The 26,306-nt window shown below is 39.3% G+C and carries 17 protein-coding genes and 1 pseudogene; 11 read left to right on the top strand and 7 right to left on the bottom strand.

What is annotated here, in order from left to right; all coding sequences use genetic code 11:
• Positions 1-235: 235 nt before the first annotated feature.
• Both HX13_RS23495 and HX13_RS23490 read right to left on the bottom strand, forming a co-directional pair.
• Positions 236-679, bottom strand: coding sequence for a M12 family metallo-peptidase (locus tag HX13_RS23495; protein WP_238555054.1), 444 nt, complete (start codon positions 677-679; stop codon positions 236-238).
• Positions 657-989 (bottom strand): transposase, encoded by a 333-nt coding sequence (locus HX13_RS23490; RefSeq protein WP_238555053.1) that lies wholly within the window; start codon positions 987-989, stop codon positions 657-659. Before HX13_RS23490 ends, HX13_RS23495 begins: the two co-directional genes overlap by 23 nt.
• Before the next feature lie 263 nt (positions 990-1,252).
• Here HX13_RS23490 and HX13_RS05375 point away from each other — a divergent pair, with 263 nt between their 5' ends.
• On the top strand, positions 1,253-1,960 hold the full coding sequence (locus HX13_RS05375) for a hypothetical protein (protein ID WP_050020216.1): 708 nt from the start codon (positions 1,253-1,255) through the stop codon (positions 1,958-1,960).
• A 439-nt stretch (positions 1,961-2,399) separates the two neighbouring features.
• Here the strand turns inward: HX13_RS05375 and HX13_RS05370 are convergent, their stop codons facing one another.
• Positions 2,400-3,116, bottom strand: coding sequence for a hypothetical protein (locus tag HX13_RS05370; RefSeq protein WP_050020215.1), 717 nt, complete (start codon positions 3,114-3,116; stop codon positions 2,400-2,402).
• Positions 3,117-3,712: 596 nt separating this feature from the next.
• Between HX13_RS05370 and HX13_RS05365 the strand changes: the two genes are divergently transcribed.
• Positions 3,713-4,132, top strand: coding sequence for a ferritin-like domain-containing protein (locus HX13_RS05365; RefSeq protein ID WP_316931239.1), 420 nt, complete (start codon positions 3,713-3,715; stop codon positions 4,130-4,132).
• 144 nt (positions 4,133-4,276) lie between these two features.
• On the opposite strand, the gene HX13_RS22750 is transcribed toward HX13_RS05365, so the two are convergent.
• Positions 4,277-4,423, bottom strand: a complete 147-nt coding sequence (locus HX13_RS22750; protein ID WP_167336341.1) for a hypothetical protein — start codon at positions 4,421-4,423, stop codon at positions 4,277-4,279.
• Between the two features lie 192 nt (positions 4,424-4,615).
• Here HX13_RS22750 and HX13_RS05355 point away from each other — a divergent pair, with 192 nt between their 5' ends.
• On the top strand, positions 4,616-4,816 hold the full coding sequence (locus tag HX13_RS05355) for a hypothetical protein (RefSeq protein ID WP_050020213.1): 201 nt from the start codon (positions 4,616-4,618) through the stop codon (positions 4,814-4,816).
• Between the two features lie 553 nt (positions 4,817-5,369).
• A complete protein-coding gene (locus HX13_RS22425; protein WP_050020212.1) occupies positions 5,370-5,849 on the top strand; it encodes a tail fiber domain-containing protein in 480 nt (159 codons plus the stop codon).
• A 193-nt stretch (positions 5,850-6,042) separates the two neighbouring features.
• Here the strand turns inward: HX13_RS22425 and HX13_RS05345 are convergent, their stop codons facing one another.
• The 3 genes and pseudogenes from HX13_RS05345 to HX13_RS05335 all read right to left on the bottom strand — a co-directional run bounded on the left by HX13_RS05345 (position 6,043) and on the right by HX13_RS05335 (position 9,303).
• On the bottom strand, positions 6,043-7,842 hold the full coding sequence (locus HX13_RS05345; protein WP_050020211.1) for a hypothetical protein: 1,800 nt from the start codon (positions 7,840-7,842) through the stop codon (positions 6,043-6,045).
• Positions 7,843-7,962: 120 nt separating this feature from the next.
• Positions 7,963-8,662 (bottom strand): annotated as a pseudogene (locus HX13_RS05340) (DUF1826 domain-containing protein).
• Between the two features lie 56 nt (positions 8,663-8,718).
• Positions 8,719-9,303 carry a YdeI/OmpD-associated family protein gene (locus HX13_RS05335; protein ID WP_050020210.1) on the bottom strand — a complete coding sequence of 195 codons (585 nt, stop codon included), beginning with the start codon at positions 9,301-9,303 and terminating at the stop codon, positions 8,719-8,721.
• Positions 9,304-9,622: 319 nt separating this feature from the next.
• Between HX13_RS05335 and glsA the strand changes: the two genes are divergently transcribed.
• From glsA to HX13_RS05300, 7 genes are all read left to right on the top strand, one after another.
• Positions 9,623-10,561, top strand: a complete 939-nt coding sequence (gene glsA, locus HX13_RS05325) for a glutaminase A (protein WP_050020208.1) — start codon at positions 9,623-9,625, stop codon at positions 10,559-10,561.
• 960 nt (positions 10,562-11,521) lie between these two features.
• Positions 11,522-17,680, top strand: coding sequence for a type I polyketide synthase (locus HX13_RS05320; protein ID WP_238555052.1), 6,159 nt, complete (start codon positions 11,522-11,524; stop codon positions 17,678-17,680).
• A gap of 22 nt (positions 17,681-17,702) precedes the next feature.
• Positions 17,703-18,566, top strand: coding sequence for an SDR family NAD(P)-dependent oxidoreductase (locus HX13_RS23485; RefSeq protein WP_238555051.1), 864 nt, complete (start codon positions 17,703-17,705; stop codon positions 18,564-18,566).
• A 19-nt stretch (positions 18,567-18,585) separates the two neighbouring features.
• Positions 18,586-22,851 (top strand): type I polyketide synthase, encoded by a 4,266-nt coding sequence (locus tag HX13_RS05315; RefSeq protein ID WP_050020207.1) that lies wholly within the window; start codon positions 18,586-18,588, stop codon positions 22,849-22,851.
• On the top strand, positions 22,839-23,138 hold the full coding sequence (locus HX13_RS05310; RefSeq protein WP_002977699.1) for an acyl carrier protein: 300 nt from the start codon (positions 22,839-22,841) through the stop codon (positions 23,136-23,138). Before HX13_RS05315 ends, HX13_RS05310 begins: the two co-directional genes overlap by 13 nt.
• Positions 23,129-23,911, top strand: a complete 783-nt coding sequence (locus HX13_RS05305) for an alpha/beta fold hydrolase (protein WP_050020206.1) — start codon at positions 23,129-23,131, stop codon at positions 23,909-23,911. The genes HX13_RS05310 and HX13_RS05305 overlap by 10 nt, the downstream gene beginning before the upstream one ends.
• Positions 23,904-26,306 (top strand): glycosyltransferase, encoded by a 2,403-nt coding sequence (locus HX13_RS05300; protein ID WP_050020205.1) that lies wholly within the window; start codon positions 23,904-23,906, stop codon positions 26,304-26,306. Before HX13_RS05305 ends, HX13_RS05300 begins: the two co-directional genes overlap by 8 nt.

The following is a 26,306-nucleotide window of genomic DNA, read 5'->3' as shown; positions in this document are numbered from 1 at the left end:
AATATTTTAACACAGCTTTCCAAATTTATTGGAAAAATGATATTTATGATGAGCAAAATTTAGACTATTAGTTGTGTTTTCCATTGTATCAGGTCAGTAATTAATTCTATAATCTATTACTTTTCAACCCATTACAACTTCACGACAAACTACGTCTTCTGATTCTCATTTATTACCGGTAAAAATAAAAACCTGAGTAGTGCATATCCTTCTCATTAAATTAAACAAATAGCGGTTATTTTCCTCCGTTTGCCGTCAAATCACCCTTACAGTTCGTATCAAGCTGAGGAATATTGTTGGTGTTAAGGAAGCCCAGGATATCTGTAGTTTCTGAAGCATAGTACATCAGGCAATTCTTATTATCACAATGATTGCCATTGGCTGCGTCTTTATGATTGACCTGCATTTGGGATCCCAGATCAACAAGTCCCAGTAAATGACCTAACTCATGTTCCAATACAGTAGCTTCAAGTTTTGTCCGGCTAACTTGTCCAAAGCCTCCTGAATGATCATGAATTGTTTTTCCTAACAAAGCGATAGAGGTATTACGATAGGCTATTCCCAGTGTACTGGCATTAGCATAGTATTGCCCATTTGTATAAATTATGCTCACAGCCATTGTAGATCCATTGGTAAAAGCCGTCCGGCTTGAATTTTCAATTGATCTGATATCTTCCACTGATAAACTGGCAGAAGTTGCTCCTGCAATTTCTTTTTTGTATAATGCTTATTCCTCCCTCCTTTTTAAGGAATGTTGACAGGAAGTTCTTAACCAACTCTATGGCATTGGCATCAGGTGCATACCCGGGCATATACAGTATTTCAATGACCAATGCATTATAGGTACTATTATTCAGCAAATCATTAGCAGACGAACCTACAGAACGGGTATGGTTATAATTGCCTGAGCCATTGCTGAACTCACTGTCTCTCTCACAAGAAATCAACAAAAGGAAAACCAGGAATGCAAGATTGAATTTTTTAAGCATACTGTGAGATTATATATTTAAAATTACAAAATTATTGTCATTGTTCATTATTTTTTAAGTAATCTTTAGTCAGCCATTGTGATTAGCATCATAAATTTTAGGTTTTTTCGTAACTAAGTTTGATGTAACCAAACATAATCATTATAAAAATTCATCAGCAACATTCATCAGTAAGAAAGGTATCCGGAAAATTCCGGATACATTATTAAACTCATGTGTGAGAGGCGATGAATCATGTCGAACAATACCATCATTTACATAAAATGGAAAGTACAATAACACCTAAAGGCAGAATCATTATCATTCGCGGCAATGATAAAGAAACTGATGAAGAATCAGAGGGCAGGCTGACACCATATGATCTGTTACTGAAAATTCTTACCCGGTCGTCAGAACAAAAAACTGTACGCATTGAAATTTTGACAACTTCAGATCATTTAGAAAATGGTGGTAAAGATGCAGCATTAAAAAAAGAAGGCTACAATAATATTGGTTGTATTTTTCTCCGGGAAAAGGAAGATTTAGGCATTTATTATTCAAGAATTTCAGAGGCTAAAATAATTGTTTTTGATAATCCGCATTTTTCTGAAATCCTAAAAGATTCATCAATACCGGATCTGCTGGTCAAAAAATATCTGCACGAAGAAAACTTTACCATTGCCGGAATTAATGCAGGAGGAATGTACCTTCCGGGATTGGTACTCCATGATAAAGGAAACCTGGTAACAGGTTTGGGATTAGTTAATAACTGCATTATTGATACGAAATTCAGGCATGGAACAAGATTTACATATTTAGTGGATGCCGTTATTCAGCATCAGGAATGTTTGGCGATAGGAATAAATGCCGGTATGGCATTCATTATTGAAAAAGGATACAGAGCATCTTGTATGGGCAACAGCTCCGTGATGGTGGTGAATGCAAGAAATGTTAATAACAAATGCGCAAAAAAAAAGAACCTCTGTCTATAAAAAAAATCTGAGAGGACACATCCTCACCGAAGGCTCTGTATTTGATTTATTCAGTGGAGAAAGAATAAAAAAGCCATTACTCCCTGACACTTTGAACTTTATAAAAAGAAATGCAATCCAATAGTTGCAGCACAACAGATTTTACGATCCTTTTTTATAATCTGTAAGTGGAAAGTTCATTTTCCTTATCAAACAGTAAGAAAAAACAGAAGGTTGGAAAAATTTCCCAGCCTTCTGTTTTATGATTGATAAGTATAGCAATATATTATTTTATGATGTACCTGATATAGAATAACAGACCAAGTATTAAAAAAGTTATTGTAAGCAAAAGCATAGCTTCATATCCTACATTTTGCTTTCTTTTAATAGCCTCCTGCAGGTTTCTGATTCTTATACTAAGAATATAAAATATCAATGGTAATAATGCTATTTCCATCTTTTAATCATTTGCCTGTTGGGCGATACAAACTCCGAAAGATACCACAGCAATGGCGACACCAATAGGTCCTAAAAATCTTTTAGCAACAGCAGTAAATGCTCTTGTTAACGCTGCCGCACCCCATGTAGCTGCTGAAGAGCCTCCCAATGCCCATAAAGCATCAGCACCAATTGCCACAGCGGCACATTCTCCAACTTCACCCCATGTTAAAGTATTCGTACTTTTTTGGATTGTACTGCCTGTTTGTGAAACTATACGGGCAAATCCAGTAAATGTCTTGCCAAGATCATCGTCAGGAGAATATAAACCGCCTAACGCTAAAACTTCAGAATCATCATTCACATCTATATCAATATCATTTATGGAAGCTAATTCTCTTCCATAATTGGCCAGATTTTGGGAACTGCTAAGGATTCGCTCCTGAGCACTTTGAGGCAAAAACAACTTGCCATCAATGAGTTTGATTTTATACTCCTGTAGGGTTAAGTTGTCTGGCTTTGTTTCATTAAGAATATCATCGATATCACTTCTTAAGTTCCGCATCATTTGCTGATACTCGTCTTCGGTAATGCCCGGAGAAGTTTTTCCTACAAATTCTTTATTAATCTCATTTTGATTGGTAACAGATTCCCTTTCTTCGGTTGTTGAACACGATTTAACTACAAGAATGAAGATGCTTAATAGCAATAAGCATACAGAAAGCTTAAAGGTTTTCATAGTAAATAGTTTTTGGATTAGTTTGATATAAAGTTAATAAATTAAATTTAAAAATAAAAATAAATTCATAAAAATATACAAATATAATTATGTATTTAATTAAAATAAGTTTTGAAAAATAATGATAAAATCAAGAATAATGGTAAATCTCCCCTAGAAGCACTATTAAAATTATCATTGTAATTTTCAACTATTATCCCTCCTCAGAAAAAATTGACCATCAGCCTGAAAGTCAATGACAAACGACATCTAAAAGCCCCTGTCTTATCTAAGGATGAAAAAACAGCTAATTAAAAGTTGGCCAAATACTTTTCATATTACAACATTTTTATGCTGATCAAAGTGATATATACCCATTCTGACCGTGAACCTTTGACACAAATGGCCCTAGAATTGCAGCAATTAAAATAATTACACTAAATCCAAAATATTATGGCAACTAAAACCGTAACAAAGAAAACAACAAAAAAAGCACCTGCAAAATCAGTTTCAGCTAAAAAAAACAACAAAAAACTCCAGCCAAAAAGGACGCTGCAAAAGGCCTGAAAGATTTATTTGAAGATGGTCTGAAAGACATTTATTGGGCGGAAAAAGCCTTGGTTAAAACATTACCTAAAATGCATAAGAATGCAACCGATAAAAAACTTAAGCAGGCTATTGAAAATCATCTTATGGAAACCGAAATCCATGTAAAAAGACTTGAGGAATGTTTTAAATCCTTGAAAAAAAGAGCTCAGGCAAAAAAGTGTGACGCCATGCAAGGACTTCTTGATGAAGGAAAAAGTATCATGGAAGAAACAGAGCCGGGAACTGTAAGGGATGCAGGGATAATAGCTGCTGCACAAAAAGTGGAACACTATGAAATCGCAACCTATGGAACACTTGCAGCCTACGCAAAGGTCCTTAAGGAAAATACATGCCTGAAAAATCTTCTGGCAACCCTGAATGAGGAAAAAAAATGCGATAAGTTGCTGACAAAAGTTGCTGATACAGGTCTGAATAGTAAAGCATTGTAACAAACCCACTTTGGGAAATATATTTCATCAATTAAAAAAAAGAGGCTGTCTCTAAAAATGAGACAGCCTCTTTTTTTCATTACATGCTTTGAGAATCAATATTCATCAGAGGGATCTTAAAATCAGTTCTGAAATTTCACAAAATCAAGATAAAAGTTCGGATCCACCCGTGATGGATTCACCAGCTGCTCCTCCGTATGAAGTCCAGTTAGTGGCAAATGCCGCTGTCACTGTGGAAGACCATGTAGCCAAACCATCACTTGTTAATAATAGCCAAGTTGCTGTGTCCATCTTTAATTTGTAAACAAGTCTGCACAACATTGTAAAAAAAATGTGTACAAATAATCTTTTGTTGCCATCACAGGGGTAACTAAATTCGCATTGAGTAAGAACAGTATGCTGCACAACAAACTTAATCCCAATAGTTAAGAACTTACTTCTTATTCAGCTATCTTAAATTAACGTTAAATAAAAAAAGTATTAATGAAAAAAAGCATTCTTTTTATTGCATTATTAGCGGGTCTAAAATGCACTGTAGTTTCAGCACAGGCAGGAAATGTAGGAATCAATACTTCGGCACCTGGTTCTACTTTGGATGTCAATGGATCATTTGCTGCCACATACAATGTAGTTTCACTTCCTAATTATGCGGTAAGCCCTTCAGATTTTTTTTATTTCGTATAATGGAACATCCGATGGTGTATTTACTCTTCCTGCATCTGTTACCGGAACCGGCAGTTTTAAAGGACGTGTCTACACAATAAAAAACAATACACCCTTTAATATTACAGTAACTCCTGCAGGATCAGAAAAGATTAATGGGAGTACAAATATAACTATCGCTGCGAATCAAAGTTTACAGCTTATTAATACCGGCCTTACGGGTTCTGCAACAACATGGGAAGGTACTATAACTAATAATAGTATAACCGCAAGTAACGGGTTAACAATTTCCGGCGCTGATGTCAGACTGGGTGGTCTGCTTTCTCAGGGAACAACAATTACTAATAACGGAAATGCATTAAATATCAATGGTACTGCATTTGGAACTACATTTTCTTCCTCTGGTGCTGTAGGCATTGGGACTTCCTCTCCTGTAGGCAGGTTCCACCTAGCCAGTCCGGATTTCGGAGCTTATAATGGTTTAAGAATTGAAGACACTTCCGGAGCCAATGCAGCAATATTTACTATAACTCCTGGCTATTTACATTCCACGCCTTGTGGAACATGTGTTACATTGGATTTTTCCGGTGAGGGATACATTGGATTTACTGATCATATTGTTCCATCTCTGGACGGGATCTTTTCAAGCGGAGTACCCACAAACCGCTGGAGTGCAATTTATGCCGTAAACGGAGTGATACAAACTTCTGATTTGCGTCTTAAAAAGGATATTCAGAACACTCAGTATGGTTTGGAAGCAGTTATGAAAATGAGACCGGTTGAATACAACTGGAGAGACGGTAAAGGAAAACATATGGTTGGCTTTATAGCCCAGGAAATGGAAAAAATTATTCCTGAAGCTGTAGAAAAACCAAAAGGAAACGAAGAGAACTATGGAATGAATTATAACCAACTGATTCCTGTTCTGACGAGAGCAATACAGGAACAGCAAAACATGATCCTCAGACAACAGGATATAATTGATAAACAAAACATTGAGAACAAGAATTTAATGAACGAAATTGAACAGATTAAAAAGAAAATAGGTTTGTAATGTTTTAAAATTAAAGATCAATAGTAATAAGGTTCTATTAACACACCGATGAGTTAAGGCTGTCTTTTATAAGATGGCCTTATTTACAGTTTAAAATTCAGACTAGCGAACATTATCCATGAATAACAAAATTTCTGACATTTTAAACAGATATTCCGGTGAGTCCATAAAACAATTATTTTCCAGAATACAATTAATTACCAAAATTCACGAAGTGAGGAACCTCCGTCGCAAAACTGTTCATCGGTAAAAGATTATTCCTGTTACTGTTAAAGTCAAAAACCGAATGATTATCAAAAGGAACCTTAGGATAATACATGAATGAAATCTGAATTCTGTTGAAAACCAGAAAAGGATTATTAATTAAAACTCCAATACCTATTTTTGTATTGGTCTTTGTTTTCAAGAGTTTATCATCAGGCATCCCCAGCCAGCCAGCCGCCATTGTCAGATACGGACTAAAATGAAAATTCTTCCAGGTTTTATTGATAAAAAGCTGAAGCTGGTATCTCAATACCAGTTTTTTTGTTCCGATAAAATCTGAATTGTAAACGGGAAATTCATCCGGAGAAGAAAGATTGATCCTGTCTTTATAGGAATAGTTGTGCTGTGGATTCCCTAACGCTAAAGTCGGGGAAAAGAAATGCCTCGCTTTGGCAAATTTCCAATCCATAAGAGGCGTGAAGTACGTTCCATCCAGACGGAAAGATTCACGGTTCCGGCTGTCTTCATTAAAAAATCTTCCGAACTGGGCCTTTACAGTAAAATACCCCAGCTTTGTAAAATTACCGTAAGATGCGGAAACTCCCACATAGGGGTTCACTACTTTATCCCTTGATAAACCTCCTGCAGTAAAACTTAATGAATTGCCATAAGCAATATCCTCCGGTAGGTCATATTGAAAAATATTCTTCTGAACGGAAAATTTTCTGTTAATCAATCCCACAGAAATCAGGAAACTGTTGTAAGAGCTGAAATACTTATACTGATCAATTCCGGGACTGTCTTTATACCTGTAATTCTGAAACCTCCCTATGATGGCAATATTGCTGAAAATTTTCTCACCGGGATCAGATGAAACCGGTATCTGGTAACCACCCCACAAATCCTGATTATACACTTTGATCTGAACTTCAGGAAAGTGAGTATCAGCTTCTGTCGGAAGCAAAACATGCCGCATAAAATATTCGAAAGTAAAACCTCCCGCCCACTTTGTTAAAGGAGAGAAAAAATCTCTTCTGACATTGAAATTAACCCTTTCATTCCTGAAAAAATCCCGTTCTCCAAGAACCTGGGCATTAATGTAAGAACCAAAAAGATTATAAGCAGTATAACTTCCTAAAAGATAGTTCTGCTTTTCTTTGGAATCATTTCTGTAAAGGAAATCAAAGGTATGCCCTAAACCTAGTACATTTTCTTCGGTAAGTCCCAGGCCCATTGTACTCCCTGAATAGCTCAGCCTTGGTTTCAGGCTCCAGGAATCAAGAACCCTTACCACAACATCAATTGAATCTTTGCCGGAAGTACTGTCGGAAACACTGATATGAACCCTGTTTACAAAAGGCATTGCCCTCAGCAAACGTTCAGACTCATAGATCTTCTGAGCATTATATTCTTCCCCTTTCTTAAAAAGCAAATAATGGTCAACAGTAGAAACCCTTGTAGTAGGATGAAGATGATCTGCCAGCCAATCATACCATTTTAATTTTTCTTTCTGATCTTTCGAGCCGTATCCAAAAGGATCTATTGTTTCTATCCTGACATTTCTGATATATTTCTTATTATAGGCCACCTGCGTCAGTTTTTCCATCCTGGATTTCACAGAAGTGGAATCTGCTTCTCTCCGGAATATCAAACGATGAATAAATCTCGTGACTTTTCTTTTATCTGAAAATTCTTCTATTTTATAATACAGTGAATCTTTCTTTTCCTGTGCATGTAAACAAAAGAAACCACTTAAACAGAAAATTAAAATTACAATCGATCTAGTCATTGGTTATCAAATTCAATGCAGGTATAGCAACAATTTATAAGCCAACAGACTCAAAAAGCAGGAGAATATTCATCAAATACTACCTTTGAGTAAAAGTAGGAGATACCAATCAAAAAATACTTAACAAATCAAAAGCAACCTGTATTCACCTTCATTCTCAACAGGAGCGCGATGCACGCAAGGTAAAACTTTTTGTTCAGGATGGTCCACAGCTAACCTCCAAAGATGTCCTAATCCTAAATTAACAGGCTCCGCACCGGGCTTAGGCTGATAATGCAGATCAAAGAAGCCGTCTTTCAGGAAGTCTTCAAATTCTTCTTCCGGACCATCATGTAATTCTTTAAGCTTTTCACGGATTTCCGGAATCAGAATCTTTTGCTCTGCCTGATGGTTGGGAAGAATATCGCTTGCAGCCCCATAATAGGTACATAAAAAAAGTGTCCGTACCAACAGGCGAACGATCAACATGATAGGAATACACATCAGTTGAAATAAAATCAAATTCCTGATCCCGTTCATAACATTTAAGCAGGTTCAGGGAAGGAGCTGCCCCGAAATCCGTCAATGCCTGTATATCATTCAATATAACCTCTCTTGCCCTCTCCCCTTTTTCTGATAATTCCAGTGTCAAGAGGTCTTCCACGGAAATTTCTGTGATCGTATCTTCTAACCGGAGTTTAGAAACAATTTCTTTAAAATCCCCATCTAAAGTCCTGTACCAGCAAAGGGCATTTATCATCCCCTGGAAATGAGTATTCACCAGCTCAGAAAAGGTAGAAACTGTTCCAATTTGAGTGTTGTCAGAAAATATATTGTCCATATTTGAGAAGTTCCGTCCGTTTTGTTCCACAAAAATAAGAAATCGCCGGTAAGCAGCTACCTGAATTGCTTAGGTCTGTTCTTTTGTCCCGCCAGTTCTGCTATTTCTTCAATACGTTTCTTACGCGTTTCCGGTCTTTTAGCCAGGACAATCCATTGCAGCAACATCTTTTTCACCGATTTACTCAAACTTAAAAAATATTCTTCTGAACCACAGTATTTTTTAAATGCCTCGTTCAGGTCATCAGGAATGATCAGTTCTTCAACACTGTCTAAAATCACCCAGGAACCATTTTGTTTTGCAGTTTCAATCACTTTATACCCCGCTTCTGTCATCAGTTTACTATCTATAAGCTTTTGAATCTTTTCTTTATTGATTTTTGACCAGGTACTGTGAGGCTTGCGCCTGCTGAACAACTGCATAAAAGATCCTTCATCAATCGTTTTTCTTGTACTGTCTATCCAGCCAAAACAAAGCGCCTCATCTACCAGTACCGTCCAATCTACTGTAGGAAGACCGGATTTTTTGGTATTACAAATCACCCAGACTGATTGCTCCGATAAATGATTATGCTCCAGCCATTCCCGCCAATCTGCTCTTTTATTGACATGTATAGTTTGTCTTTTTACCACAGTTTTCATGGTATTTTATTTATTGTTGTATTGCTCAAATATAAAAAGAAGTAATGACAACAGCATGTCAGTATGAAAACGAAATCCGGTTATTATAGATTTAAACCTCCTGTTAACCGGTGTATCAGTAAGCTCAAATCTCTTTTGCCCGACATTTTAAAATGAATAGGTAAAGGAAATTGCCAACGAAGGTGAAATACTTTATCTTTGTTTTCCGATGTAATTATCAATATGTATTCGAAGATCTTCACTATGAGAAAAAATAGTTTTTTATTTTCTGCAAAAGGATTGTGCATAGCCGCTTTTCTTTCTTTAAACACTGTAATGTATGCCCAGAAAACGGCTGATATTTCAACCTTGTCAGAAAAAAACATTAAGCAGTATCCTGGAAAAAAACAGGGGATATTATACCCAGGGTAAAGTTGCTGATTATATTCCTGAGCTGGGAAAAATGGATGCCAGAGCTATTGCTTTCTCGGTTGTAGATAAAAATGGCAAAATACTGAATACCGGAGACGTACATAAGAAATTCACCATGCAGAGCATTTCAAAGATCATTGCCCTGATGATCGCAGTAAATGAGAAAGGTGAAGCGAATGTTTTCGATAAAATGGGGTATTTTGGATCTGAAAAGCCTTTTAACCATTTTTCCAATCTTGAAACCACCGGTAAGCCGCTAAACCCCATGATGAATGCAGGGGCAATTCTTACCACTTCCTTAATCTCCGGAGAGGGTGAAAAGCCTTTTCTTAAGGTACTGGATATGGTTCGGTACATTACCAAAAATCCGGGCATTGATTACAGCAAGTCTGTTTATGAATCTGAAAAAGCAACGGGACACCGTAACCGCGGAATGTTTTACCTGATGAAAAATAATGGATTGATTTCAGGAAATGAAGATCAGCTGGACAATTACTTCAAACAATGTTCTATTGAATTAACAGCTGAAGACCTGGCTAAAATAGGCTATTTCTTTGCCAACCAATGCGTCAGGTTCGACGGAGATTCCCAATATAAAAATGCAGATATCGCCCAACTGATAGAATCACAAATGCTTACTGCCGGTATGTATGAGTTCAGTGGTGAATATTCCAGAATGGTAGGACTTCCGAGTAAGTCGGGTGTTGGAGGAGGAATTACGGTAAGTGTTCCGGGAAAAATGGGTATTGGTGTTTTCAGTCCTGCCCTGGACCAACATGGAAATTCACTGGCAGGATATCATATGATTCTGGATCTGGTTAAACAATATAGTTTAAGTATATTTTAATTTTTCTTAAAGTTTAATCTCATATTTACAGGCTAAATAGTAAAAGCTTTTCTATAAAACAGGTCGGATTTTATATATCCGGCTTGTTTTTTTATGAAAAATTAACAATAGCTCTTATTTATTCAAGTTATTGAAACTATAAAATAATTTTATTGATAATTGTTATTATTATAGTAAATAATTAACAAGTAATTTATCTTTACATTGAATTTTTATTTTCATAATAACTCCTATTTTCCGGCTCATTTTTCTTTGGCTTTTCTCATTTAAAATCACCACTTTCGGTCCGTAACTCTCCCTTTCTTTATTTCATTTTATTCAAAAAAAAGCAAGTATTTTTAATGAATTAAATGAGGTCTTTTAACGATTTATTTACCTGTACAGATATATTATCATTTCGTAATATACAAAAAAACAAATCTCTTAATATTGAAATATTTTATTTTTTTATTTCTATATTTGCTTAACATTTCTTTAACTATAATTAGTTATATTTATAGTTACATGGATTGTGCCGACCTATTTCTGATGAATAAGAGAATAAACTATATACTTTAATAAAGTTTGAATAATCAATATTTTTTTGTTAAAAAATTATTACCAAAATTTCATTTATGGTTAAAGATGTATTATAATTTTATTATTTTTATTCACCCGTAACAAACAAAGTCTCTTTATGCTCATTATATTGATTTTTTTTGTTACAACCCGCATATTATTATTTTAATACTAAATGCAATGAAAAACTTGACCATTATAAGGCTGATGCCTCTTGAAAAGCCGGACACCAATCCTAACTCTAATCACTTTAGAGCCAACCACATACTGTTGAAAAATTATCAACAAACAGCCTTTACAATTAAAAATATAATAAAAACCAATTTTATGATTTTATAACAGCCATTGCTCTTTATTTCAAAGGGTTATGAATTTTATAAAATTTTACTAACATATCACGCCATGAAAAACTTAACCATTATTGGACTAACGCCTTTTGAAAAGCCGGATGTCAACCTTATGCCTAAATTGCATCAGGCGGGTATATTTCCTGTCCTCAGCTTAGGCCAAGAGTTAATGACCGCCCAGGCAGCCCTCAGTCAACTTGGAGAAACGAACTTACCTTCTTACGGTGTTTATGTTTCTAATGAAAAACTTTCAGCACTTCAACTTCCGGAGAATGTACGATTTGCGATCTTACCATTCGGAATGACCGTTCCTCAAAACTTAAATCTGGATATTATTTATCAGGTAACCAGCCTAGAGGAGGCAAAAAAGGCTGAAGAATCAGGAGCTCAAGGAATCATCATCAAAGGAAATGAAGCAGGAGGTCACATCGGCTATGAATCAACTTTTGTACTGTTCCAGCGCATTATCAATGAAATCAAAAGCATTCCGGTGTGGGTACAGGGGGGAATAGGACTCCATACTGCCGCAGCCGTAAAAGCTTTGGGAGCAACAGGTGTTGTACTGGACAGCCAACTGGCCTTATTCCCCGAAAGTTCTGTTCCAAAGGACATCAAAGATTTATGTTCAAAACTTAACGGAACTGAAACTAAAATCATTGCCGATCACAGAGTATTGGTAAGGCCCAATTCACCTTCATTACCGGATGATATTACCGCTGAAGATCTTCAACAGTATTTTACAGATCTTGACATCAGCAAAAGCTACATTCCAATGGGTCAGGATATTTCCCTGGCAACAGACCTGTATGAAGAGTTCAGAACATTGAAAAGGCTTGCTTTTGGATTGAAAGAAGCCATGCATGGCCACCTGAAACAGGCAAAAGCCCTTCAGGTGATCGATCAGAACAATCCATTAGCACAGGAACTTGGATTACAATATCCAATTGCACAGGGACCAATGACCCGCGTAAGTGATGTTCCCGGATTTGCCAATGCAGTAGCAGAAGCGGGAGCCTTACCGTTTGTTGCCTTATCTTTATTGAAAGGAAATTCTGCAAAGTCTCTGGTAATGGAAACCAAAGAACTTGCAGGTAATAAAACATGGGGAGTAGGAATTCTAGGGTTTGCCCCTCAGGAATTAAGGGATGAACAAACCTCTTACATCCTTGAAGCCCAGCCACCTGTAGTGTTAATCGCAGGAGGAAGACCGGCACAGGCTAAAATATTTGAAAAAGCAGGTATAAAGACATTCTTACATGTTCCGTCTCCTGCCCTTTTAGACATTTTCCTTAAAGAAGGAGCTAAGAGCTTTATATTTGAAGGCCGTGAATGCGGTGGGCACGTAGGTCCGCTATCCAGCATGGTTCTTTGGGAAAAACAGATTGAACGTATATTAAAAGAAGATCATCCGGAAAACATCAGTGTATTTTTCGCGGGTGGAATCCATAATGATTTTTCAACAGCATTCGTTTCTATCATGGCCGCTCCACTAGCTGCCAGAGGCGTAAAAGTGGGGGTATTGATGGGAACCGCTTATCTGTACACAAAGGAAGCTGTACAAACAGGTGCCATCCAGGAAGAGTTCCAGTTACAGGCGATGCAGGCTAAGGATACCGTTTTATTAGAAACAGCTCCGGGCCACGAAACCCGTTGTTTAAATACAGCCTTTGCTAACCATTTCAATACTGAGAAAGCTAAGCTTTTAGCAGCCGGAACAGATAAAAAAGAAGTTTGGGAAAAGCTGGAAAAACTTAACGTAGGCCGTTTAAGAATTGCTGCTAAAGGAATCGAACGTCAGGGAGATCAGTTGGTCAACATTCCTAAAGAGGATCAGCTGGATCTTGGAATGTACATGATCGGGCAGATTGCCACCATGCACAACAAAGTGCTTACCCTTGAAGAACTTCACCAAAACGTTAGTATCAATAACAACGAATATATTCAGAATGCTGAATTACCGGGATTACCTGCATCCAGCGAAAAACCATTGGATATCGCTATCGTAGGAATGGAATGTATTTTCCCGGGTGCTAAAAACCTGGATGAATTCTGGAGAAATATCATCTTAGGAAAAGACAGCGTTACCGAAGTTCCGGATGAAAGATGGAATAAAGACCTTTATTACAAACCGGATTCAGATGAAGCGGATGTATCTCACTCCAAATGGGGCGGTTTCATCCCGAAAATTGATTTTGATCCGCTTGCATTCGGAATTCCGCCACAATCTCTTGCTGCTATTGAGCCTACACAATTGCTTACTTTATTGGTAGCAAAACGTGCTATGGAAGATGCCGGATATGGTGAAAAACACATTAATAGAGAAAACATCTCTGTAATTATCGGAGCCGAAGGCGGTAATGACCTTGCCAACAGCTATAGTTTCAGAGGATATTATAAACAAGTCTTCGGAGAACTTCACGAAGAAGTAAAAGAAGCCTTCCCCCATACCACAGAGGATTCTTTCCCGGGTATTCTGGCCAATGTGATCGCAGGTAGGATTACGAACCGTCTTGATTTAGGCGGTAGAAACTTTACGGTAGATGCAGCGTGTGCTTCTTCTTTGGCAGCACTGGATTTGGCTTGTCAGGAACTTGTATTAGGAAAATCTGATATGGTTCTTGCCGGAGGTGCGGATTTACATAACGGAATCAACGATTACCTGATGTTCTCCAGTACTCATGCCCTTTCCAGAAAAGGAAGATGTGCCACATTTGACAGTGAAGCAGACGGAATTGCCCTTGGAGAAGGAATCGCCATCCTTGTTTTGAAAAGATATGAAGATGCCGTCAACGATGGCGACCGTATTTACTCTGTCATCAAAGGTGTTGGCGGATCCAGTGACGGTAAAGCTCTTGGACTAACAGCCCCTAGAAAAGTAGGCCAGGTAAGAGCCCTTGAACGCGCTTATACCCAGGCGGGAATCAGTCCGGCTGCCGTAGGACTGGTAGAGGCTCACGGTACCGGAACTGTTGTTGGAGACAGAACAGAATTAAGTGCTTTGACTAACTTATTCAGCCGTTCAGGGGCTTTACCGGGACAGACTCATTTAGGTTCTGTGAAAACCCAGATCGGACATACCAAGTGTGCTGCAGGATTAGCAGGCTTAATCAAAGCTTCTCTTGCCGTTTACCATGGGGTGAAACCTCCTACCCTTCACCTTAAACAACCAAACGCTTATTATAATGCACAGACAAGTCCATTCTCTTTCCACGCTGAAACAGGATTATGGACGGAAAAAAACAGATATGCGGGGATCAGTGCTTTCGGATTTGGAGGAACCAACTTCCACACCGTCATTGCCAACCATCCGAAAAAAGATGATTCTATTGCGATGCAATCCTGGCCTTCAGAACTATTTGTATTCCGAGGGGATACTTATGAAGAAGCAAAAGGACAATCAAGCCAGATCAAAACATTATTGGAAATCAATGATGAGATTCCATTAAAAGATATTGCTTACAGTTTAAGTATTGTTTCAGAGAAACCAATCCAGTTCAGTATCGTAGCTGATACTGCTGTAGATCTGATGATGAAGATTGAGTTGGTATTATTAGGAATAGAAACTAAAGATACTTTCACTGTCAGTAAAAAAGAAGGAAAAGTAGCCTTTACGTTCCCAGGACAGGGAAGCCAGAGAATCAATATGGCCCGCGATCTGTTCGTAGTCTTCCCGGCTATGCGTAAGATTATCGACAATTATCCTGAGCTTGAAAAAGTTGTTTTCCCTTCTACAACCTTCAATGAAGCAGATTTAAAGCAACAAAAAGAAACCATTAAAGATACCCGTTTAGCACAACCTCTTTTAGGAATTGTTGATCTTGCATTAGCCAAATTCTTAGAATCATTGGGAATTATTCCTGATATGCTGACAGGTCACAGCTATGGTGAATTACCGGCTTTATGTTTCTCAGGTGTATTTCCAGAAGATCAATTGGTTGATTTAAGTATCCAGAGGGCACAATCTATCCTAAATTCAGTAGAAGGCGGAGATCCGGGTTCGATGTTAGCAGCAAGTGCTACTCACGAACGTTTACAACCGATTATTGCTAAAGTGGAAGGATGCTATCCGGTTAATTTCAATGCCCCTACTCAATGTGTTATTGCAGGAAGTACACCAGCGATTAATAAACTATTGGAAGTGCTTAAACAGGAAGGTATTTCTGCTAAAAAACTGGAAGTTGCCTGTGCATTCCACAGCCCGTTATTGGCAAAATCAAAAGAATTATATGCTGATGTATTAAAAGACGTTCCTTTCCAGGAAATGCAGATCCCTGTATGGTCTAATACAACGGCAGATGTATATCCTTCGAATCCTGCAGACATTAAAGAAAGACTGACTGACCATTTGGTACAGCCTGTAAGATTCGTAGAACAGATGCAGGCGATGTATAACGACGGAGCAAGAATCTTCATCGAGGTAGGACCTGGAAAAGTCCTTACAGGATTGGCAAAATCATGTCTTGAAAAAGACCAGTTGACTTTATATGTTGAAGACAGCAGCCGTAATAAGTTCACTCATTTATTGTGCATGTTAGCACAGTATTTAGGAACAGGCCGAAGCTTCAATATTGAGAAACTTTTCGATGGCCGTTTCGTTCAGCTTGTGGATATCAATCAGCCTGAACTGTATAAGAAAAGCCCAGCCATCTGGCGTGTTAACGGACAAGCTGCACATCCGACAACAGGTTCATTGCCTGCTAATGGTGCACTCCCTATCATAAACCCTATTCCCATGAACAATTTTACTACTCATAATACGCAAGCTCCTGCACCGGAAAGCCTATCTACGGCAGAACGTATGCTGCAGGAATATTTAAACAGCATGAAATTAATGATACAGGCACAACGTGATGTGATGCTTTCCTTTATGGGACAGAATCCTCAGGTGAATCCAATGCCTGTTTACAATACTCCAATGCCGGCTCCTGCTCCTGAACGTACAATTCCTGTACAAGCAGTTCAACAGGAAAGAACCGTTGCTGTGGCTGCTACTGCTGTTGCTGTAAAAACTGCTCCAACAAAAGATATCAAAGCATTATTACTACAGGTTGTAAGTGATAAAACAGGATATCCGCAGGAAATGCTGGGTATGGAAATGGATCTTGAAGCAGACTTAAGTATCGACTCTATCAAAAGAGTGGAAATCATCGGAACGCTTCGCAGCGAATTAGGAACATTAGCCAACGGAAATACCAATGAAGATATGGTGATGGAGCAATTGGCAGCCATCAAAACTCTAAGCGGATTAGTATCATGGCTTACTGAATTCTCAGGAGCAGATACAGCTGCAGCAACTCCTGAAAAAAACGGAACTGCACCTGAGGTCTCTTCAAAACCACAAGCAAAATCTGCTTTATCACTGGAAGACCTTCAAAATGCTATCCTGAATATCGTAAGCGAAAAAACAGGGTATCCAAAAGAAATGTTAGGATTAGATTTAGATTTGGAAGCAGACCTTAGCATCGATTCTATCAAGCGTATGGAAATCATTGCTGATCTTAAAAACAAGATCGGTTTCGGTGAAAACCTTGAACAGGCTGATGATGTAATGGAAAAACTGGCAGCCATTAAAACCCTTCGCGGATTGGCAAGCTGGATCAGTGAAATGAGCGGTGACACCAACGAAACAAAAAATGAAGCAAAGGAAGTTAATACCCCTGAAGCAACCAATAATGTATTATCACGTCTGCGTTTTGACATCACGCCTACAGATGCTTCTTCTGTACAAAATACAGAAATCCTTCAGGGGAAACAGTTTGCCATCACTCAGGATGACACTCAACAAACCTCAGCCATTAAAGCTGAACTGGAAAAACACGGAGCTATAGTAGAATTGGTAGATGCAGACAAAGATCTTTCACATGTTGATGGATTAATTATGTTAGACCTGTTCTCAGCAACCGATAAACCAAGCATCATCGATCATGTTGATTTAATTAAAAAACTTGATTTTGATAAAGCAAAATGGGTGTATTTAATCTCTGATATTGCAGCTCATATCCAGGAAATCAATGATGTAAGTGTATTGCGTCATCACCAAGGTTATCCTGGACTTTTCAAAAGCTTAGCAAGAGAATTCGATCATACTACTTGCAGATTCATCAGCTTAAGCACTCCTCAGGAAGTAGATCAGATCGCTGATATTACTTTAAAGGAAATCTTAACAAACGATAAACCTGCTGAGGTAATCTATAAAAAACGAGCAAAGACATAAGGTCGATATCATCCCTTCTCCATTGTCAACGAGTTTAAACGAAGCTCACATTCAGTTAGATCAGAAATCAGTAGTACTGGTATTAGGCGGAGCACAGGGAATCACAGCAGAATTGGTGAAACATATGTCTCAGGCGTATCCATGTACTTATATTTTGGTAGGAAGATCAGCAGATCCAAGAAATGAAGCTTCTGCTAAAGAATTTGAAGGAATGAAGACTAAGGAAGAAATCAGAGCTTATTTGATTAAGTCCGGAAAATTCACCTCTCCAGCTGAAATCGAAAAAGAAACCACGAAAATTTTCAAAAACAACCAGATCCTACGCACAATCCGTGATATGGAAGCGCTTGGAAACACTATTATTTATCAATCTCTAGACCTTTGTGACGAAGAAGGATTAAGTAATTTAATCAGCAGTATTTACGAAAAATACAACCGTTTAGATGGAGTGATCCACGGAGCAGGTCTTTTGGAAGATAAATTATTCAAACAAAAGACAACTTCTTCTTTCGGACGTGTATTCGATACCAAAGTAAAACCACTTCGTGTATTGGCTGAACAACTTCGCACAGACTGCCAGTTCGTTGTTTTATTCTCAAGTATCGCATCCGTATATGGTAACAAAGGCCAGACAGATTATGCGGCGGCCAACAGTGTACTGGATGATTACGCTAACGCTCTGAATAAAAGACTGCAAGGAAAAGTAATCTCTATCAACTGGGGACCTTGGAAAGGTGCCGGAATGGTTTCTTCCACCCTTGAATCTGAATACGAACGCAGAGGAATTTCCATGATCCCATTGGATGAAGGAAAAGAAATCTTCCTTAACGAAATAAAATACGGAACTGAAAGCCAGGTGCTTATCATGTCAGGAAATAATTGGTAACCCTCTGTATACACTAAACATGAAAAAAACAGATGTTGCTGTAGTTGGACTATCCTGCGTCTTTCCCGGGGCGCAGGATGCCCATACTTTCTGGCAGAATATTGTCAATAAAGTAGACTCTACCCAATCCGCTCCGGCAGATAGGATAGATCCGGTGCATTTTAGTGACGCCACCAACCCTGTCGATCGTTTCTATTGCAAACGGGGCGGGTTTATTCCTGATTATGAGTTTAATCCTACCACTTTTGGGATTTTACCCCTAGCGGTGGAAGGAACAGAACCTGATCATTTACTGACCCTTGATTTAGTTCAGAAAGCTTTGGAAGATGCCGGAGTATTTCAAAAGAATACTTCCCTTGAAAAGACCGGAATTGTCATCGGGAAAGGAAACTATACCGGGCCGGGAGCTACCCGTGCCATTGAAATTGTAAGAACCGGAGAACAGATTTCCTCCTTATTGCAGGAATTGCTGCCTCAGGTATCTTCTGCTGATATTGAAAAAGTAAAACATGCTTTCCAGGAACGCAAAGGACGTTTCGCAGCTGATACTGCCATGGGATTAATTCCCAATCTGGTAGCGTCATTGGTAGCCAACCGTTTTGACCTTGGAGGCGTTGCTTTTACCGTGGATGCTGCTTGTGCCAGTGCTTTAATCGCTGTAGATCACGCTGTACAGGAACTTCAGAGAGGACGTTCCGATATGATGATCGCCGGAGGTGTTCACACCGGACAAAATGCTGCGTTCTGGAGTATTTTTGCTCAATTGGGAGCCATGTCCCGTCAACAGCAGATCAAGCCCTTCAGTAGGGATGCTGATGGATTACTGATTGGCGAAGGATGTGGTTTCGTCGTGTTAAAGCGATTGGAAGACGCTGTTCGCGATCAGGATAAAATCTATGCTGTGATTAAAGGAGTGGGCGTAAGTAGTGACGGTAACGGAACCAGTGTAATGAGTCCATCCGTAAAAGGTCAGCTGAAAGCTTTAGAACAAGCCTGGATCAATGCTGATCTGGATAAAAATAAAGTAGGGTATCTTGAAGCCCATGGTACAGGAACTCCGCTTGGAGATAAAACAGAACTTCAGACCTTAGCTCAGTTCTTTGGAAAAGAAGAAGCAGCTCCAGTGGCTGGAATCGGTTCTGTAAAATCTAATATCGGGCATGCCATGCCGGCTGCAGGAATCGCAGGATTGATTAAAACCTGTCTTGCTTTATACCATGATACCTTACCACCAACATTGTACTGTGAGAATCCTACTGCGGAAATGCAGAATACAAGATTTGAACCGGTACAGGAAGCCAAAAACTGGTCAAAAACTGGACTTCCAAAAGTAGCAGCCGTTAATGCCTTCGGATTTGGAGGAATCAATGCTCATGTTGTTCTTGAAGGCTATGATATGCCTAAAAAAGACAAGGTATTGCTATTGGCCAGACCTACGCATGAAGAATTGGTTTCTGCATTACAAAATAATGATACCACTTTAGGAGAAGGAGATTTCAGAGTAGCCATATTCGATCCTACGCCTGCAAGAATAGAAAAAGCCCTTAAAATTGTTTCTAAAAACCTGATCTGGAAAAACAAGCAGGACATCTGGTACACTTCTACCCCATTATTAAAAGATGGCGGGAAAGTAGCCTTTGTATTCCCTGGTTTGGATGGACTCGCAAAAGGTGAAGTGGAAAGTGTAAGCCGCTATTTCGGATTAGCAGCACCTATAGAAACCGAAGGTGAAGGGCTTTTAACCGATGCTTTAAACATCTTCAACAACTGCAGTATCCTTGACAATTCATTGAAAAAACTGGGCATCATCCCGGATATGAATGCAGGACACAGTTTAGGAGAATGGTTGGCAGGATATTCCTCAGAGCTGGCAGAAGCCAATTCTGTAAAAGCGCTAATCGATGTGCTGAATCCGGAAACTTTTGAATTAAAAGATTCCAAATTCATTGCCATCGGTGCCGGAATTGATGTGGTACAGCCTTTTATTTCAGAAATTTCAGACCTGTATATTTCTAATGACAATTGTCCTAATCAGGTCATTCTTTGCGGTAGCAATGCGGCATTGGATGAATTGATTCCGTTGCTAAAATCAAAACAGATTTTCCATCAGTTACTGCCGTTTCAATCCGGATTTCACTCTCCTTTTATCGCAGATAAACTGGATGTGATCCTTGCCGGAATGGAAAAAGCACAGTTCCAGAAAACAAAAATTCCGTTATGGTCTGCTACGACTTTAGAACCTTATCCGGCAGATCAGGCAGCGATCAGAAAACTGAGTGCAGAGCATTTGGTAGAGCCTGTTCGTTTCCGTGAACTGACAGATAAATTATATGAAGAAGGTGCCAGAGTATTCATCCAGGTAGGTACCGGCGGACTTATCGGATTTATTGATGATACGTTAAAAGGAAAAGCATTCAGCACCATTCCTTCCAGTGTTCCTACCCGTTCTGCATTAGCACAGTTACAACGTGTTGTCGCTTCATTATTTGTAGAAGGGAAAACCGTTGCTCTTGATTTCTTAGAAGTTCAGCAGCAATCAAAAAAAGTATCAGGAAAAGGCATTAAACTGGAATTAGGCTCCCCTATTATCCGAAACTTTAAAGAAGTAAAAGCTTTAGCTCAAGCCTTTGAAACACCAAAACAATATACTGCTTCGGCTTCAGCCATGACTGCGAAAAGTGGTCATCCGCTCGTACAGGCATTCCAGGATAATGTTAACGATATGATCCGTATGCAGGAAGAAGTTCTTACTTTATTCCAGAACCGTCCGGAAATTACGATACCACGTCCTGCTCAGGTTGCTCCTGTAGCACAATATGCCGCTCCACAAGCGCCGAGAAGTACAACCTTCTCAAAAGATCTGTATGTTACGCTTGAAAGTCATCCATACCTGATTGACCACAGCTTATTGAGACAGCCAAAAGGATGGACTCATGTAGCGGATATGGAACCGGTAATCCCGATGACCATGATCTTTGAGCAGCTTGCAGAAATTGCAGAAGCAGAAATCCCGGGAACACAGGTTCATAAAATCATGAATGTAAGTGTATTCCAATGGATGAACGTTGCCCAGCCTTTTGAGAAAACCGTGAAAGGGCAATGGCGCGGTGAAAATCATGCGTATCTGGATATTGAAAACTTCGCCAATGCTGAAGTGATCTTAAAATCTTCAGCTGTTCCTACTCCAACATTCAACCTTTCCATTGGTGATCTTTTACCGATTGAAAGAACCCCTGAAGAAATCTATGACGCCCACATGTTCCATGGAGAAAAATACCAGGGAATTACTGAAGTTTCAGCGGTTGGAACCAAAGGAATCGTTGGAAAAATCAAAGGAAATGGTGGAAAAGGATCTCTATTGGATAATGCCGGACAGTTATTCGGGCTTTGGCTGCAGCTTACTTTAGTGAAAGACCGTATCGCCTTCCCGGTGAAGATCAGAGACATTGAATTCTTTGGAGATATGCACGATCAGGATGGCATTTTTGAATGTACCTGTATGCTGACTGAGCTTAATGATGAATTTGCCATTGCAGATATCATTCTGAAAAGAGACGGACAAGTATGGTGCGCCATCACAGGCTGGCAGAACAGAAGACTGGAAATTGATGCCGCTTTATGGAATGTTTCCATGTCGCCACTGCATAACCGTCTTTCTGAAGAGATTGCTCCTGAAGTATTTTTCTTCCACCAGGCGTATACCAGAGTGGCTTCATGGGATTTTATCCTGAAAAGATATTTCAACCAGACAGAAAAACAGCATCACCAGCAACTGCTACCCAACAAGAAGAAAAACTGGATGGTAAGCCGTGTTGCGGTGAAAGATGCCGTGAGAAATCTTCTCCGCAAGGAAAAAAATCATGCCTGCTTCCCGATCACCTTTGAGATCCGTTCCGATGAAGTGGGGAAACCTTACCTCATCAGTGATTTTACAGAAAACATCCATATTTCACTGGCTCACAAAGGAAAAGATGCTGTGGGAATTGCGAGATACGGCAAATCTGTAGGAATCGATATGGAAATCATGGAAGAACGCAGCGAAGGATTCTATGATCTGGTATTTACAGACCATGAATTAGCCTTATTAAAAGGAAAAGACCAGGCAGAATGGACCACCCGTTTCTGGGTAGCGAAGGAAGCCTACGGAAAGTTCTTAGGAACCGGATTGAAAGGGAATCCAAAAGCCTTCGAAGTCGAACACATAAAAGACGATCACTTGTGGATCAACAACATTGAAATCAAAACTGTTAAACATAAAAATTATATTATCGGATGGACACTGTAAACGCAACATTAAAAATGAACCACGAAGAACTTTTTACTTTATTAAAAGGTTTTATTACTGAAGTGATAGGGGCTGAATTTGTAGAGGAGATGGATATTACTCCGGAAAGTTCATTCACCAAAGATCTTGAAATGGACAGCATCGAGATTGTCTCTTTCTCTGAAAAGATCAAGGCGCATTTTGGCGATCAGATCGACTTTACAGGTTGGTTATCTTCTATGGATCTTGACCAGCTTATTAATCTTGACCTTAGTATGATCATCAATTATATCTACGAATGCCAATAATCACTGTCAATAACAGGCAAGTTCATATACAGGAACTCAATAAAGGAGCCGAACAAACCGTGGTCTTAATCCACGGTATGTTCAGTAACCTGTCCATTTATTATTTTAATATTGCCCCCATTCTGGCAAAACATTTCCATGTGGTGATGTACGATCTGAAAAGTCACGGTATGAGTGAACGCTTTTTGGATGGATACGACCTTGACAACATGTCATCCGATCTGATAGGTTTAATAGATCACCTTCAACTGGAAAAAGTACATCTTGCAGGCTATAGCTTCGGCGGTCTTATTGCTTTGAAAACAGCATTAACATATCCTGAACGTGTTAATCAACTGGTGGTGATGGAAGCTCCGGATCCTCAGGACGAAAAAGCCCGTAACATCATTGATGAATACAGCAAGGAATTCCTTGAACATTATGTAGCCAATTTTACAGATACCACCAAAGTCCAGATGGGCAAACGACAAATGGAAAAGAACCATCGTATGTATGAGTTTCTGTTTAATCAAACCAGCATCAAAGCAGATATGATTAAGGAAAAACATTTCCTTGGGGAAGCAGATTTCAATCAACTGAAAGCTTCTACGTTATTGCTTTACGGTGCGGATTCCAACTGCAGACCTACAGGAGAATGGCTGCAGGCTCAAATCGGTTCATCCGAACTTGAATTGATTTCCGGCGATCACAACATTCCGATTCAGGAACCTCAGCTTATTGCAGAGACGATCGCCCAGTTTTTATCTAATATTTTAACGAAGAACCATGGCTAAATTTGCATTTATAGTTCCCCCCTTAACAGGACATGTGAATCCTACCCTAAGCATCGGTGCTACCTTGTTGGAAAGAGGGCATGAAGTAGCATGGATCAGCCTTGACCCAACTTTAGAGGCTAAACTTCCGGAGGGCGGAAAATTATTACTGATCCAATACGATCAGACCGATGAAGAAAAGAAAGAAAGCGAACAATATCTCGATATAATTTCCAAAAAAGTAGTCTACGGAATCGACAGCGTGAAGTTCCTTTACGAAGAAGTTCTTATTCCACTGAACAGACATTGCTATAATGGAATTGTGGCTTTACTAAAGACCTACCAACCCGATTTGATTATCGGTGACCATCAGTTATTTGCGGCTCCGGTAGCTGCAAAAGCATTAGGAATTCCTTGTGCAACTTCCGTTACCGCTCCGGCTGCCATTAAAATCATGAATGAGCTGCCTAAAGTTCACGAATGGGAAGTGAATCAAATCATCGATTTACAGAAAGAACTAGGTTTTCATGAAGAGCGCTCTCTGGCCACTTCAGATCTTCTGACTCTTGTTTTAACTTCAACGTATTTCTTTGGGGACATGGAGGATCTGCCTTCTCAATATAAATTTACGGGACCAGTTCTTACAGAGCGTCGTATCTCATGTGAATTTGATTGGGACAGATTGAAAAGTGCCACCAACAAAAAGATTTTAGTAAGCATCGGAACTACTTTCGATCACGATCATAAAAAAGCATTCTTCCAAAAGGTAGTAGATGCTTTTAAAGACGAAGATTTAACGGTTGTCGTGGTTTCAGATCCGCAGCTTTTCGAGCAGTGGCCGGACAACTTTATGGTGTATCAGCAGGTTCCGCAACTGGATCTGTTACCTCATCTTGATGGGGTGGTTTGCCATGGCGGTCACAATACCGTTTCTGAAACCTTATCCAACGGGATTCCTTTAGTAGTGATTCCGATTGCGTATGACCAGTCGCACGTTGCAGGACGTGTGGTGCGTACGGAAGCAGGGGAAAGACTTAATTTCAACAGATTTAAAGCCAATCACCTGAGAGAAGCAGTACAACAAATTTTAAATAACCCAAGCTACCGTGAGGCGGCTCAAAAAGTAGGACAATCTTTTATGGAAGCAGGAGGAGCATCTACCGCAGCTAATTTATTGGAAGAAGCCATCACAAAGGCTTCAAAACCGGAAAAACCGTCTAAATTTTTATTCGTTGTTCCCCCGTTTTTCGGACATGTGAGTCCTACGTTAAGTGTGGGAGCCAGTCTGATTGCCCGTGGCCACGAAGTAAAATGGTTCGGAATTACCCCTTTAGACAGCAAACATATTCCGGAAGGTGGTTCTTACTACTATCCGGAAGAAGATCTTATTCCTTATCAGGACGAAATCGCCCGTATTTTAAAAAGACAGGATGATGGTCCGGCCTGTTCAGGTCCTGAAGTGATGAAGTTAGCACTGGAAGAAACGTATGTTCCTTTTGCTAAAATGATGATGCCGGGATTAACGCGATTAACAGAAAGCTGGATGCCCGATGTGATCGTGAATGACTGTATTACTTTCGGAGGTGCCCTTTTCGCTCATAAACATAATATTCCTTGTGTAACCACAACGCCTGTTCCACCGGATGTAATGGGAGATACTGAAAAAAGTGCTCCTAAAATCTGGGAATGGCAGCAAAACCTGATCAAAGATCTACAAAAAGAAGTAGGTATTTATGAGGAAGGGATTTACATCCATTCCCATAAACTGAATATGGTCTTTACTTCACAGGCTTTTGCAGGTTTTGATACCGTACCATCGCACATGAAATTTGTGGGCCCGGTAAAAGGCCGTCCCAACGATGCTCCGTTTGACTGGGATAAATTAAATGCTTCTACCACACCAAAGATCTTCGTATCATTGGGAACTTTGTTGGTAGACATCAGAAAAGCTTTCTTCGAAAAGATCATCGCAGCATTTAAAGACCAGCCGGTTACCATTGTTGCCGCTACTCCACCGGAAATCTTTGAAGAATGGCCGGAGAACTTTATTGTGAACAGCTTCGTACCTCAATCAGCAGTGATGCAGAGAATGGATATGGTGATCTGCCACGGTGGTTTCAATACGGTGAATGATACCTTCCGTAACGGATTACCGATGTTGATCACACCTATTGCTTATGACCATTTCCATATTGCGAAATTAATTGAGCAGGCAGGCTGTGGAATCAGCATCCGATACAAGAGACTGCGTGTAGAAGCGCTTCGTGAAACCGTTTTTGAATTACTGGAAAATCCTAAATACAGAGCTGCCGCGAAGGAAGTTCAAAACACGTTCAATCTTGCCGGAGGTAATGATAAAGCGGTAGAATTACTGGAAAACTTTGTACAGGAACATTCCACATTAGCGTCTGTATAG

It is taken from the genome of Chryseobacterium sp. P1-3 (assembly GCF_000738495.1).
Classification (GTDB): Bacteria; Bacteroidota; Bacteroidia; order Flavobacteriales; family Weeksellaceae; genus Chryseobacterium; species Chryseobacterium gallinarum.
This window is presented reverse-complemented; position numbering and strand designations above follow the sequence as displayed.